Source organism: Maricaulis maris MCS10 (assembly GCF_000014745.1).
Lineage (GTDB): Bacteria > Pseudomonadota > Alphaproteobacteria > Caulobacterales > Maricaulaceae > Maricaulis > Maricaulis maris_A.
This window is the reverse complement of the sequence record NC_008347.1, coordinates 819,851-832,889: the sequence shown is the minus strand read 5'-3', so window position 1 is coordinate 832,889 and position 13,039 is coordinate 819,851. Positions and strand designations below refer to the sequence as shown.

Below are 13,039 nucleotides of genomic sequence, written 5' to 3'. Positions count from 1 at the left end.
GACCACCTTACCGTTGGGGGCATGAGCACAAAGCGCAAGATACGCATCGGGTTTTTGATCTTCGACGGGCTTCAGGCCCTCGACCTGTTCGGACCGCAGGAGGTGTTCGCGGAAGCGAACGCGTGTGCGGGTCGTACCAGCTGTGAGTATGACACAGTCCTGATCAGCCCGACCGGCAAGAGTGTGACGACGGAAAGCGGTATCGTGATTGGTGCTCACGCCAGCTTCGATACGTGCCCCGCACTTCACACGCTGATCATTCCCGGTGGGAGTGGGACGCGGGCGACCAAGATAACGCAGGATGTTATCGACTGGATCAATGAACAATCGGGCAGAACCGAACGTATCGGAAGCGTCTGCACAGGCCTTTTCATTCTGGCACGGACGGGCCTTTTGGACGGGCGGACTGTGACCACACACTGGAAATTCGTCGAGGAAGCGCAACAACAATTTCCAGGACTGAGCATCGAACCGGATGCGCTTTTCATTCGCGACGGCCAGATCATTACCGCCGCTGGCATCACTGCCGGGATCGACATGTCACTCGCATTGGTGGAAGAGGACTTGGGCGCCGCCACAGCCTCCGAGATCGCCCGCAATCTCGTCGTTTTTCTGCGACGGCCCGGCGGCCAGAACCAATTTTCATCCCTGCTGCGCCGGCAGAGCGTAGCAACTGACAAATTCTCCGAACTGCTGGTCTGGATTTCGGACAATCTGACCGAGGACTTGTCGGTCGAGGCTCTCGCAAATCGCGCGTGCCTGAGCGAACGCCATTTCAGGCGAAGCTTCAAAGCCATTTACAATGAAAGCCCCGCCCAGGCTGTCGAGCGCATTCGCGTGGATATTGCGAAGAATTGGCTGATGGCCAGCTCCGCCCCGATAGCAGAGGTCGCACTGCTGGTCGGATTCCAATCAGCAGACGCATTCCGACGGGTTTTCGAACGACTGACCAGCATCAACCCATCCGAATACCGGCGCCGATTCAGCCACAAACCGCACGCACGATAGCCTTGGAGCATTTCCCTTGAAAACCATCACAACACTGGTTGCGGTGATTGCCGCGACATGCGCGGTTTCCGCACAGGCCCTCACACAACAACCCCTCACACTCGCCCCGCAGCAGGTCAGGGAATGGCGCGAGGATATCACTTTCTACCGATCAGCCTTGGCCGAGCATCATATCGACCTCTACCACACGGCCAGCAAGGCACATTTTGACGAAGAGCTTGACCGGTTGGTCGCACGGTTGCCAGAGCTCAACGAATTCGAAGTCGTCTTCGAAATGATGCGGATTACCCGGCTCGTGGGAGACGGACATACGCAATTCCCAGTCATGGCCGGACCGCATCAGCACTTTCCCCTGAAATTCCGGATTGTTGATGGAGACGTACGTGTTTTCGCGGCATCTGACGCCTATGGTCAGTATCTGGGTGCGGAACTGGTTTCCATCGACGGTGTGCCAATTGACGCGGTACTCGAAACTCTTTCGCCGGCAGTTCAGCCGGCCGAAAACGAGTACGGGCTTTTGCACAGCCTCGCCTTTCACCTGACGGTCGACAATATCCTTTACGGGGCTGGCATCACCGACGAATACGGCTCAGCGCGCTTTGTTTTTGCAACGCCCGACGGCCAGATCGCTCCGGAGCAGATCAACTCTGTCTCGATGGGTGACTTCCTGTCGCAAACAACCAATGTGATCGAGCGGCGCAGTCCGTTCCCCGAGCCCGATCTTGCCCTGTCCGACAGCCTCTGGCTATCGACCGACCAGGCAAGCCGGACGGCCTATCTCTATTTTTCGAGCTATCCTGACCTGGAGGACATGACGCTTTTTGCACAGAGCGTTTCCCGGCACCTGGAAACGAACGAAATCCGAAATCTCATCATCGACCTACGCGATAATGGTGGCGGCGATTTCTATGTCGGCCTGGCGCTCTCCAGCCCGATACTGATGACGGACAGCCTGGACTGGAACCAGGGGATTTACGTTCTCACAGGCCGCGCCACCTACTCCGCAGCCATGACGAACGCCGTGCACTATCGGCAGCTGCTCAATGCGAGACTGGTCGGCGAACCAACCGGGGGCAACCCTGTCGCCTATTCCGAACTCGGTTCCTTCCACCTACCGAACTCAGGGCGGATGGTCACATTTTCAGAGCGCTATTACCGTCTCCAGACCGAGGTGACACATGGCGTTCAGCCTGACGTTTTCATTCAGCCCAGCCGCGACGACTTCCTGGCCGGGAGGGACGCTGCCCTCGATTGGGTTTTGTCTGACATCCGAGACGGCCATAATTAGTCAGGGCATCACAAGAACAGAAAAAACCCCGGCTGTGAGGCCGGGGTTTTTCAATCTCGTCGGTGTTATGATGCCTAGTGCTTGGTCAGCCTGGCGATCAGCTCTTCCTTGGTCGGCTCGAACCGGTCGGCGATCCAGAGCGCCTTGAGTTCGTCCAGCGCGTCACCCAGCATCGGGCCGGGCTCATAGCCCAGCAGGATGAGATCGCCGCCCTTGACCGGGAATTCCGGCTCTTTCCATTCGCGGGCGAATTGCGCCAGCAGGGTCCAGTCGCGCGGCGGCGGGGCTACCTCGCCAGCCGCTTCCAGCCGCACCTGGTCCTCGAAGGCCCGCGCCCCCAGCGCCATGATGGCGCGTTCGGCGGCGGCCGAGTCCGACCAGGCCTTGCGGACGTCCTCGCGGGCGACGGGATTGACCGCGCCCTCGAGCCGGCCGGCTTCTGCTTTCGACATTTTCATCTTCGCTGCCATGGTCCTGATCCTTTCCGGTCCGCCATCGGCGAGCGCCGCAAATCGCAACATCGAATCGGGCGCTAATCCGTATTCTACATCTTGCGCAATGATACCGCTCAGGACTCTTAATGATCCGTTCACTCCGAGGATCATATCCAGCAGACCGGACTCGCGCATCGCTGTAACGGCAGCGAGCGGATCCTGTGCTGCCAGCAGCTTTTTCAGCTCTGCCCAGACCCGCTCGACGGATAATTTATGCAGGCCTTCCCTGTGCTTGAGGACAGCGGCCATCGCTGCCTCGTCCGGCGCGCCCCGCCCATACCAGGCTTCAAAGCGGAACAGGCGCAGGATGCGCAAATAGTCCTCTCGAATGCGCATTTCGGGGTCTCCGACGAAGACGAAGCGCCGGTTTTCCACATCTTTCAAACCGCCGGTCGGATCAAAAACCGTCCCGTCAGCATCCGCGTAGAGGGCGTTGAGGCGAAAATCGCGACGCTTGGCGTCCTCGGCCCAGTCCCGGGTGAAGCTCACCACGGCACGACGGCCATCAGTGGCGACATCGCGGCGCAGGCTGGTGACCTCGAAGGGCTGGCCGTCACAGACCACGGTGATCGTGCCATGCGCCTTGCCAGTCGGCACCGGCTTCAGCCCGGCCGCCTTGGCAGCGGCGATGACCTGGTCGGGATCGAGCTGGGTGGCAATGTCGATATCGGCGACCGGCTCGCCCAGCAGCGCATTGCGCACGCAACCGCCAACGAAACGGGACTCGCCCTGGCCGGCAGCGGCAAGAGCGGCCATGACCCGGACCGTGGCCGGATCCGTCAACCAGCCATGCCGGGCCGGATCAAGTCTCTGCGCCGTCATTGAGGGCTTCGCCGTCATTGAGGATCGTCTGCGCCGCCACCTGTGGACGGCTCATCATCACCGCCATCACCATCGTCGCCATCGTCCTCATCGACGTCATCGTCCGCCGGGACGAAATGACCGGGGATGATGCGGCCATCGACATTTTGCGGCGGCACATAGCGCTCGCCCGCATGGCCGGCCCGGTTGGCGTCGAGCACAATCAGGACCAGCATCATGACAATCGCACTTGCCGCGCCGGCTGCCGCCAGGCGCAAGGTCGGCATGCGTCCGGCATCGGGCGCACGGCTCGACAGGCGCCGCCAGATCATGAACAGCACGAAGGGCAGAAGGAAGGAGCCGATTTCAAAAAGCGTGACGCGGATCATGATTCAACCATATAGCCGATCGTGCAGGGATTTAAGCATGCCTGCCGTTGCTCCCCAGATATAGCGCTCGTTCCAGGGCATCGCATAATAATGCCGCACATGGCCCTGCCATTCGCGCGAATGACGCTGGTGATTGGCCGGGTCCATCAGGAAATCGAACGGTGTTTCGAATACATCGGCGACTTCGCCCGGATCAGGTCGCAGCGTGTAACCGGGCCGGATGACACCGACAAAGGGTGTGACGTGATAGCCGGTCACCGTGGCATAGCTGTCAAACCGGCCGACCAGCTCGACGTGGGCCCGAGCGATGCCGACCTCTTCCTCGAGCTCACGTACCGCTGCCTCGGCCGCCGTCTCTCCACCCGGATCGATGCGCCCGCCGGGAAAGCTGATCTGGCCGGCATGGCGCGGCAGGTGCGAGGCCCGCTCGGTCAGCAGAAGGCGCGGCGGACCATCATGCAGGATCAGCGGCGCAATCACCGCGGCGGTCCGGATTTCCACACCGGCGAACTCCGGCGATGGCGGCGGTGCCTTGCCGTCCAGAAAGCCGTCGCCCTGGCGAGGCTGCAGGTCCGGTCCGTCGACCGGGTCGAGGCAATCGCGCAAACGGGCGACCAGCGCCCCGCCCTCATCCATCAGCCTGCCCCAGCGAGAAGAACAGGCCGCCACTCCACACGCCGGTAACGCCCTCATGCTCGACCGCCAGTTCGGCGAGTTCGTAAAAGACAGGCCGGGTCATCAGGGCCTGCAACCGGCCACGCACATGCACCAGCGGCGTCGGCTCGCCGCTGTCGGGATCGACCGTCACGGAGATGGGATGATCCGGACCGGCTTCGGTCAGCTCGTCCATATTGGTGCGAAATATCAGCGACTGGTCTCGGCCTTCGCCGACGGCATCGACTCGCACCGCCAGGAAGGGCGCGACCTCGACCTCGATGCCGATCTTTTCGACCGGCGTCACGAGATAATGAACGCCGTCGTCATCTTTCCGCAAGATTGTGGCAAACAGCCGTATAAGACGGTCGCGCGTGATGCGTACACCTTCATGCCACCACGACCCGTCGCGCTTGATGACGAGGTCCATCTCGCCGCAATATTCGGGATGCCAGCGCTCGACCGGCGGCAGGCCGCTGCCCGCTTCGCGGGCGGCCTTCAGCAGCGACTGCATCGGATCACGGGATTGGGACGTTCCGGGCATGGACACCTTATCTGCGCAACGCCATGCTGCGTCGCGCCAAATGGCTTTATAGATCATCTGTATCGCGGAGGAATGTAGGACGATGACCGAGATGAATGAACCCGCAGCAGAGCTGATCGCTGAAGCTGACGCCGCGACGGATCGCCTCAAGGCGGTCAAGGAGTCCATCGGCCGCGTGATCTACGGGCTGGAAAACGAGGTCGAGCTCTGCCTCACCGCCATGCTGTCGGGCGGTCACACCCTGCTCGTCGGCGCGCCCGGTCTCGCCAAGACGCGGCTGGTGGAGACCATCGCCGTGGCGACCGGTATCGACACCAAGCGCATCCAGTTCACGCCGGACCTGATGCCGGCTGACATTCTCGGCTCGGAAATCCTCGAGGAAAGCGATGACGGCAAGCGTCATTTCCGCTTCATGCCGGGGCCGATCTTCTGTCGCCTGTTGATGGCCGACGAGATCAACCGCGCCAGCCCGCGCACCCAGGCCGCCCTGCTGCAGGCCATGCAGGAAGGGCATGTCACCATTGCCGGTGAGCGTCACGACCTGCCCAAACCCTTCCATGTGCTGGCAACCCAAAACCCGATCGAGCAGGAAGGCACCTATCCGCTGCCCGAAGCCCAGCTCGACCGTTTCCTGCTGCGCGTCGACATACCCTACCCGACCCGCGAGGCCGAACGCGCCGTGCTGCTGGCCACCACCGGCGCCAATACCGCCGAGTCGGTCAGCGTGCTCGACGCCGCCGAAATCCTCAAACTGCAAGCCCTGGTTCGTCGCCTGCCGGTTGGCGAGCGGGTGCTGGAATCGATCCTCGACCTGTTGCGACTGGCGCGCCCGGAAGAGTCCGATGTCGACGCTGTGCGCGAAGGCGTGTCCTGGGGTCCCGGCCCGCGTGCCGGACAGGCGCTGATGCTGGCCTGCCGCGCCCGCGCGCTGCTGCAGGGACGCCTGGCCCCCTCGACCGAGGATGTCGCCGCTCTGGCCGAGCCGGTCCTGAAACACCGCATGGCGCTGTCTTTCGCCGCCCGTGCCGACGGCCACACGCTGGAAGGCCTGATCAAGTCGCTCGCTGACCGGGCCGCCTGATCATGAGCCAGGGTGGCGGCAATCGTCAGGACGAGGCACGTGTCGTCTCGTTGCGCCATGAGGGCGAGGATGCGGCAGCCAGCCTGCCATCACTCCTCGCCGAGGCCGATCGCATTGCCGCGACGGTCGCCCAGGGCGTGCACGGGCGTCGCCGCTCGGGCATTGGCGAAACCTTCTGGCAGTATCGTCACCACCGCCCCGAAGATGGTCGCCAGGCCATCGACTGGCGCCAGTCGGCCCGTTCCGACCAGCTGTTCGTGCGCCAGAATGAGTGGGAAGCGGCCAATACGATCTGGCTGTGGCGCGATGGCTCGGCCTCGATGCGCTATACATCCAGCCGCAATCACGGCGCCAAGGTCGACCGTGCCGCGGTCTGCCAGATCGCCGTCGCGGCCCTGCTCACCCAGGGCGGTGAGCGGGTCAGCGTGCTCGGCGAGTCGGCGATTGCCCGCACCGGCGCCCTGGGACTGGAACGCGCCTCACGCCGACTGGCACTGGGTCCCGGCGATGCGGCTTCGGTTGAAGCCCCGAATATTTCCCGCTTTGGCCGTGTCGTGCTGGCCAGCGACTTCCTCGATCCGATCGAGACCTGGACCGCCCGCCTGTCGCGCTTTGCTGCCATGGAAGCGCAAGGCGTCATGCTGCGCGTGATCGACCCGGCGGAAGAAGACTTTCCCTATGCCGGCCGCACCCGGTTCGAGCATCCAGGCGGCGGCGACAGCCTGCTGTTCGGTCGTGCCGAGGAAGCCCGCTCTGCCTACCGCCAGCGCTGGGCCGAGCATGGCGCCCGTCTCGGCGATCTGGCCCGTCAATATGGCTGGACCCTGGTGACCCATCGCACCGACCGGCCGGCGACCAGCGCCGTTCTGGCCCTCTACCGCGCCCTTGCGAGGGAAGTCTGACCTGATGTTTGCACTCGGCCCCCTTTCCTTCGGCGCTCCCTTGGCGCTGGCCGGCCTCGTCGCTCTGCCGCTGTTGTGGCTGTTGCTGCGCGCCACGCCACCAGCGCCCAAGCGGGCGATCTTTCCGCCCCTGCGACTATTGCTGGGCGCGCCGGATGATGCCGAGACCCCGCAACACGCGCCCTGGTGGCTGATCCTGTTCCGCCTGCTGATCGCCGCCCTGGTGATCATCGCCCTGGCCCGTCCCGTCTGGACGCCGCCGAATGTCGAGGAAGAAACCCGACCGGCCCTGATCGTGATGGATACTGGCTGGGCCAGCGCCGCCGCCTGGCCGGACATGCGCCAGGAAGCCGAGCGTCTGATCGATGCCGCCGATCGCGGCGGACGCGCCGTCGCGCTGGTCACGACTGCGCCCACTGGCCAGGCCGCGCCGGCCTTGCGTCTTGGCAATGCCGACGATGCCCGACGCCAGCTCGAAAGTGCCGAACCGCAAGCCTGGCCCGCCAATCGCGGCGCCACCGCCGACCGGATCGCCGACGCACGTTCCTCCGGTTCACTGGACGGGCAGATGGCCGTCACCTGGCTGAGCGATGGCGTCGACAGTCGCGATGCCGGCGAGCTGTCCCGCGCACTCTCGTCTCTGGGTGACCTGACCGTGATCGAGCCGGATTCCGGCCGTGCCCCGCTGGGTCTTGCCGCGCCACAACCCGCTGCCGACGGGCTGACCGTCTCGGTCATGCGCGCCGGACGCGACTTCCCGCGCACGGTCGCCGTCACCGCACTGGGCAATGACGGCCGGGCGATTGCCCGCAGCGATATCAGCTTTGCCGCCGGCGAGGGAGTCGCGAGCACCGACATCTCGCTGCCGCTCGACCTGCGTAACCGCATTGTCAGCCTGCGCCTCGACGGCACGGCTTCGGCCGCTTCGGTGCGCCTTCTGGGTGATCAGTGGCAGCGTCCGCGGGTCGGCCTGATCACGCTGGAAAGCGATGAGGGCCAGCCGCTCCTCTCCGACCTCCATTATGTCCGCAGCGCCCTCGGCCCGCATGCCCAATTGATCGATGGCGATCTCGACGCCCTGCTGGCCGAGAACGTCTCGGTCCTGGTGATGACGGACAGCGCCCGCTCGGACGATGAGCGTATTGCCGACTTCATCAATGAGGGCGGCGTATTGATCCGCTTTGCCGGACCACGCCTCGCAGCGCAGGGCGACGCGCTTTTGCCGGTCATCCTGCGCGAGGGTGGACGCCTGTTTGGCGGGTCGCTGAACTGGGATGAGCCGCAACGCATCGCCGCCTTCCCTGACACCTCACCCTTTGCCGGCCTGCCCGCCGACAGCACCGCCACCATCGACCGCCAGGTCCTCGCCCAACCTGGCAGCGCGACGCCGGACCGGGTCTGGGCGCGTCTTGAAGACGGCACGCCGCTGGTCACCGCCGAACGCCGCGCCCGCGGCTGGATCGTATTGTTCCATGTCACCGCCAGCCCGGACTGGTCAGACCTGCCCCTGTCGGGCCTCTTCCCGCGCATGCTGCAACGGCTGATGGGCCTGTCGCAGGGCGGCAATGCGACCGTGCCCGGCAATGGCGCCTGGGTTCTGGATCGCGCCCTCGATGCCGAGGGACAATTGGTCGCCGCACCAATCAGCGCCCGCCCGGTTCCCGCCGCCAATTTCGATACCACCGCTGCCTCACCCGTCGCGCCTGCCGGCCTCTATCGTCTCGGCTCTGCCGCCAGCGCCCTCAATGTCATCGGACCGGACACCCGTATGGATCCCCTGCCCCGCGACCTGCCCGGTGCCAGTTTTGCCGGCCTCGACGGGCCGCGCGCCCGCCATTTCGACGCTGCCCTGCTGGCTGCGGCCCTGATCATGCTGACCCTCGACGTCTTGATTGCGCTGGGTCTGGCCGGCCGCCTGCCCATGCGGCTGGGCGGCGCTGCCGCAGCAATGGTGCTGGCGCTGGGTCTCACGCCGCTGGCCTCGCCGCCAGCGCAGGCCCAGGACGTCGCGCCAGCGCCGGAGCGGGCCGCGTTGAGCGAAGAGATGATGCAAGCGGCGCTGACCCTGCGATTTGGCTATGTCACCACCGGCGATGCGACCATCGATAATCGCAGCCGGGCCGGACTGACCGGCCTGTCGCAAGAGATTTTCCGGCGCAGCGCAATGGAGCCGGAACCGCCCCTTGCCGTGAATGTGAATACTGACGAGCTGATCTTCTTTCCGATGCTGTACTGGCCGGTGACCCGTGATGCCGGCCCGTTGAGTGACCAGGCCTCCAGCCGGGTTGCCGCCTACCTGGCTGCTGGCGGGTTGATCATCTTCGACACCCAGGATGCCGATATCGCCATGTTGCGCGCCGGCACCCCTCACCCCGGACTGGTCAATGTGCTCGACAGCATCGATGTGCCCGCCCTGTCGCAGATCCCCGGCGACCATGTCCTGACCCGCGCCTTCTACCTGCTGCAGGAATTCCCCGGCCGCTATTCCGGCGCGCCGGTCTGGGTTGAGGCCAATCCGGACGGTGCCTCGCGCGATGGTACGTCCGGCGTGATCATCGGCTCGCATGACTGGGCCACGGCCTGGGCGCGTGGCGAGAGCGGCGGTGCCGCGGCACCGATCGAAGGCGGCGACCGTCAGCGCGAGCTGGCGATCCGCTTCGGCGTCAATATCGCCATGTACGCGCTGACCGGAAACTACAAGGCCGACCAGGTCCATGTCCCCGACATCCTGGAAAGGCTTGGACAATGAGTGCGCCCGTGAGCCTGCCGCTGAGTGCGACCGTTTCGGCGCTGGATTTTGCACCCTTGCTGCCCTGGACCGTGATTGGCGGCCTGACAGGCATTGCCCTGTTGGCGATTGCCGCTGGCGGCGCCCAGAAACTGTCCGGCTGGATCTGGCGCACGCTGGCCGTCGGCCTGATCGCCCTGGTGCTGGCCAATCCCTCGCTGGTCGAGGAAGAGCGTGACCCGCTGCCGGATGTCGCCGTGCTGGTCACCGACACCTCCGCGTCGATGACGGTCGGCGGTCGTCGCGAGGCGGCAGAGGAAATGGCCCAGGCACTGCGCCGCGAAGCCGAAAACGACCCCCTGCTCGATCTGATCGAGGTCGAAGCCGGCGAGACCGCCGACGGCACCATGTTGTTCGATGGCGTCAATGCCGCCCTGGCGAGCGCGCCGCCGGACCGGCTGGCCGGTGTCGTGCTGGTCACCGATGGCCAGGTGCATGACGCACCACTGGACGCCGATGCGATCAATGTCGACGCCCCGATCCACCATGTCATGACCGGTGACCGCTCTGCCGGCGACCGCCGCCTGGTGATCGAGGAAGCGCCGCGCTACGGCATTGTCGGCCAGACCGTCGCCTTCGTGATCCGGGTCGAGGATGACGCCATGCAGGGCACGGCCGCCGTCGCCTTCCGCTTTGAGGGCGGCGACCCGCAAGTCTTCCCGATCGAGATCGGTCGTTCGACACGGGTCGAGGTTCCGGTCGAGCGCCGCGGCCAGAATGTCATCGAAGCCGAGGTCGAGGCCGGACCGCAGGAATTGTCACTGATCAACAACCGCGCCGCGGTCTCGGTCAGCGGTGTGCGCGACCGTTTGCGGGTCTTGCTGGTCACCGGTGAACCCCATAACGGAGCCCGCGCCTGGCGCGACCTGTTGAAGTCCGACCCGTCGGTTGACCTGGTCCATTTCACCATTCTGAGACCACCGGACCGTCGCGACTCGACCCCGGTCGACGAGCTGGCCCTGATCGGCTTTCCGGTGCAGGAGCTGTTCGTTGAACGCCTGAGCGAGTTCGACCTGGTGATCTTCGACCGCTATCGCCGTCGCAATATCATGCCGCCGCTCTATTTCGACTATATCGCCCGCTACGTCGAAAACGGTGGCGCGCTACTGGTCACCGCCGGTCCACCCTTTGCCGGGGCACCGAGCCTTTACCGCACGCCGCTGGCGGCTGTCCTGCCGGTTCGCCCGACCGGATACATCACTGAAACCCCGTTCACGCCCGAGCCGACCGACACCGGCTTGCGTCACCCTGTGACGGCCGGCCTGGCCGGTGGTGGAGAAACGCCGCAATGGGGTCGCTGGTTGCGCCATATCCACGGCACGGCCCTTGGCGGCGAGACGCTGCTGCAAACGCCAGATGGCAATCCGCTGCTGGTCGTCCAACGCTCGGGCCAGGGACGGGCCGCGATCGTCATGTCCGACCAGACCTGGTTGTGGTCGCGCGGCTTTGAAGGCGGTGGTCCCTATGCCGAGATGTTCCGCCGGGTCGCCCATTGGTTGATGCGGGAACCGGAACTGGACGAGGAACGCCTGACGGCCTTTGCCACCGATGGCGAGCTTCAGATCAATCGCGTCACCTTGGCCGACACCCCGCCACCCTTGCAACTGACCTGGCCCGACGGTCGCCAGGACGTTGTCACAATGACCGAGGCCGAGGGTGAGCCCGGGCATTTCGCCGCCCGCGTCCCGGCCAGCGGCTCGGGCCTCGTTCGACTTCGCTCTGGTGATCTCACCACCGTGGCCGCCCTGGGTCCGATCAATCCGTTGGAATATGCCGATCTGCGACCGATAGCGGATGTGCTGGATCCCTTTGTCGAAGCAACCGGCGGCGGTCTATTCGCGATTGGTGACGGCCCGGACGCCGCCCTGCCCGGGCTGCGCCGCACCCGCGCCAGTGCCGATCAGGCCGGACGCAGCTGGCTCGGCCTGCAGCGCAATGAACGCTATGTCGTGCGCGCCTCGACGCGAATCCCGCTATTGCCGGGACTGCTGCTGGTCATGCTGATCCTGACCATGCTGGGGCTGGGCTGGTGGCGCGAAGGTCGCTGACAAACGGGATACCGCTGCGTTCACCATGCGGAAAGACCTGATGCGCCATGACAGGAACAATTGAACCGGAGACCGACATGCGCCGCATCCTGACCCTTATCGCTCTGCTCGGCCTTGCACCGGCCCTTTCCGGTTGCCTCGTGATCGGCGCAACCGCCCTGGCTGCCGATGTTGCCATCGGAACGGCTGGCGCTGCAGTCCGCACCGCCGGCGCAGTCGGTGGCGCGGCCATCGATGTCGTCACACCGGATGGTGATGACGATGACGATGGCGACGACTGATCACGGCTGATCCACCAGCCGCCAGTCGCGATTTCGTGCGATGGCACCATCTTCATTCTGTCCGATGATCCTGCTAGTCTCCGGTTGAGGGACTGCAAACCGCTGGATCAAGGAGGCGCGATATGTTGCGCACAATGACAGCCATCCTGGCACTGGGGGCCCTGTCGACCCCGTCACTGGCAGACCAACCCGTCACGATTGGCGAGATCGCCTACGGGCCGGAACTTGTCGAGCACGCTGAGGACTTTGGTGAGCGCGAGCTGGACCGTCTGGCCCGCTATCTGCGCGCCGCCCTGGAGCGCGAGCTGGCCGACGATCTGGGCGAAGGCGGCTATGTGCTGCACACGACCATACTTGACGCCCAGCCCAACCGGCCGACGATGGCGCAGATGAGCGGTACCCGCCCGCTGCATCACTCATCGATCTCCATCGGCGGCGCGGACATTGAAGCGCAACTCCTGTCCGCCGACGGCGAGGTACTCGAGACCTACTCTTATGGCTGGCGCAGCATGAACATCCGGGATGTTGTCGGCTACGGCCAATGGACCGACGCCCGACGGACCTTCTCCCGCTTCGCCGACCAGGTCTCCGACAGCCTCGATGAACGGGCCGAAACCGGCTCCTGACGAGACATGCCTGACCGAACCAGACGGGCGCGCCTTCGCAGGTGCGTCCGTCTTTTATTGTGCTGCAGCAACGAATGACGCGCTTGCCCCCTGCTCGACATCACGCCGATGTGATAGGGTCGTGACCTGCAAGGG

12 protein-coding genes are annotated in these 13,039 nt (G+C 64.8%); 8 read left to right on the top strand and 4 right to left on the bottom strand.

What is annotated here, in order from left to right; all coding sequences use genetic code 11:
* The first annotated feature begins 21 nt into the window (after positions 1-21).
* Both MMAR10_RS03800 and MMAR10_RS03795 read left to right on the top strand, forming a co-directional pair.
* Complete coding sequence (locus MMAR10_RS03800) at positions 22-1,008, top strand: GlxA family transcriptional regulator (RefSeq protein WP_041636754.1); 987 nt, start codon at positions 22-24, stop codon at positions 1,006-1,008.
* A gap of 16 nt (positions 1,009-1,024) precedes the next feature.
* Positions 1,025-2,296, top strand: a complete 1,272-nt coding sequence (locus MMAR10_RS03795; RefSeq protein WP_011642670.1) for a S41 family peptidase — start codon at positions 1,025-1,027, stop codon at positions 2,294-2,296.
* 74 nt (positions 2,297-2,370) lie between these two features.
* On the opposite strand, the gene MMAR10_RS03790 is transcribed toward MMAR10_RS03795, so the two are convergent.
* From MMAR10_RS03790 to MMAR10_RS03775, 4 genes are read right to left on the bottom strand one after another with little or no spacing between them, the layout of a single operon-like run.
* Positions 2,371-3,612, bottom strand: a complete 1,242-nt coding sequence (locus tag MMAR10_RS03790; RefSeq protein ID WP_049755789.1) for a CCA tRNA nucleotidyltransferase — start codon at positions 3,610-3,612, stop codon at positions 2,371-2,373.
* A 14-nt stretch (positions 3,613-3,626) separates the two neighbouring features.
* Positions 3,627-3,980 (bottom strand): DUF6111 family protein, encoded by a 354-nt coding sequence (locus tag MMAR10_RS03785; RefSeq protein ID WP_011642668.1) that lies wholly within the window; start codon positions 3,978-3,980, stop codon positions 3,627-3,629.
* Positions 3,981-3,983: 3 nt separating this feature from the next.
* Positions 3,984-4,616, bottom strand: a complete 633-nt coding sequence (locus MMAR10_RS03780; protein ID WP_011642667.1) for an NUDIX hydrolase — start codon at positions 4,614-4,616, stop codon at positions 3,984-3,986.
* On the bottom strand, positions 4,609-5,178 hold the full coding sequence (locus tag MMAR10_RS03775; RefSeq protein WP_041637249.1) for a DUF1285 domain-containing protein: 570 nt from the start codon (positions 5,176-5,178) through the stop codon (positions 4,609-4,611). The genes MMAR10_RS03780 and MMAR10_RS03775 overlap by 8 nt, the downstream gene beginning before the upstream one ends.
* 82 nt (positions 5,179-5,260) lie before the next feature.
* Between MMAR10_RS03775 and MMAR10_RS03770 the strand changes: the two genes are divergently transcribed.
* From MMAR10_RS03770 to MMAR10_RS16000, 6 genes are all read left to right on the top strand, one after another.
* Complete coding sequence (locus MMAR10_RS03770; RefSeq protein ID WP_011642665.1) at positions 5,261-6,259, top strand: AAA family ATPase; 999 nt, start codon at positions 5,261-5,263, stop codon at positions 6,257-6,259.
* 2 nt (positions 6,260-6,261) lie between these two features.
* Positions 6,262-7,161 carry a DUF58 domain-containing protein gene (locus tag MMAR10_RS03765; protein ID WP_011642664.1) on the top strand — a complete coding sequence of 300 codons (900 nt, stop codon included), beginning with the start codon at positions 6,262-6,264 and terminating at the stop codon, positions 7,159-7,161.
* Between the two features lie 4 nt (positions 7,162-7,165).
* Entirely contained in the window at positions 7,166-9,910 is a 2,745-nt protein-coding gene (locus MMAR10_RS03760) for a DUF4159 domain-containing protein (RefSeq protein WP_011642663.1), read from the top strand.
* Positions 9,907-11,997 (top strand): glutamine amidotransferase, encoded by a 2,091-nt coding sequence (locus MMAR10_RS03755; protein WP_011642662.1) that lies wholly within the window; start codon positions 9,907-9,909, stop codon positions 11,995-11,997. The genes MMAR10_RS03760 and MMAR10_RS03755 overlap by 4 nt, the downstream gene beginning before the upstream one ends.
* A 47-nt stretch (positions 11,998-12,044) precedes the next feature.
* Positions 12,045-12,278 (top strand): hypothetical protein, encoded by a 234-nt coding sequence (locus MMAR10_RS03750; protein WP_041636752.1) that lies wholly within the window; start codon positions 12,045-12,047, stop codon positions 12,276-12,278.
* Between the two features lie 122 nt (positions 12,279-12,400).
* Positions 12,401-12,904, top strand: coding sequence for a hypothetical protein (locus MMAR10_RS16000; RefSeq protein ID WP_011642660.1), 504 nt, complete (start codon positions 12,401-12,403; stop codon positions 12,902-12,904).
* Positions 12,905-13,039: the final 135 nt, after the last annotated feature.

Bases quoted from the DNA above. Each gene is read 5' to 3' on its own strand.
- MMAR10_RS03775 (WP_041637249.1), bottom strand. From the start codon at position 5,178: ATGCCCGGAACGTCCCAATCCCGTGATCCGATGCAGTCGCTGCTGAAG.
- MMAR10_RS03760 (WP_011642663.1), top strand. From the start codon at position 7,166: ATGTTTGCACTCGGCCCCCTTTCCTTCGGCGCTCCCTTGGCGCTGGCC.
- MMAR10_RS03790 (WP_049755789.1), bottom strand. From the start codon at position 3,612: ATGACGGCGCAGAGACTTGATCCGGCCCGGCATGGCTGGTTGACGGAT.
- MMAR10_RS03785 (WP_011642668.1), bottom strand. From the start codon at position 3,980: ATGATCCGCGTCACGCTTTTTGAAATCGGCTCCTTCCTTCTGCCCTTC.
- MMAR10_RS03770 (WP_011642665.1), top strand. From the start codon at position 5,261: ATGACCGAGATGAATGAACCCGCAGCAGAGCTGATCGCTGAAGCTGAC.
- MMAR10_RS03750 (WP_041636752.1), top strand. From the start codon at position 12,045: ATGACAGGAACAATTGAACCGGAGACCGACATGCGCCGCATCCTGACC.
- MMAR10_RS03765 (WP_011642664.1), top strand. From the start codon at position 6,262: ATGAGCCAGGGTGGCGGCAATCGTCAGGACGAGGCACGTGTCGTCTCG.
- MMAR10_RS16000 (WP_011642660.1), top strand. From the start codon at position 12,401: ATGTTGCGCACAATGACAGCCATCCTGGCACTGGGGGCCCTGTCGACC.
- MMAR10_RS03780 (WP_011642667.1), bottom strand. From the start codon at position 4,616: ATGGATGAGGGCGGGGCGCTGGTCGCCCGTTTGCGCGATTGCCTCGAC.
- MMAR10_RS03755 (WP_011642662.1), top strand. From the start codon at position 9,907: ATGAGTGCGCCCGTGAGCCTGCCGCTGAGTGCGACCGTTTCGGCGCTG.
- MMAR10_RS03800 (WP_041636754.1), top strand. From the start codon at position 22: ATGAGCACAAAGCGCAAGATACGCATCGGGTTTTTGATCTTCGACGGG.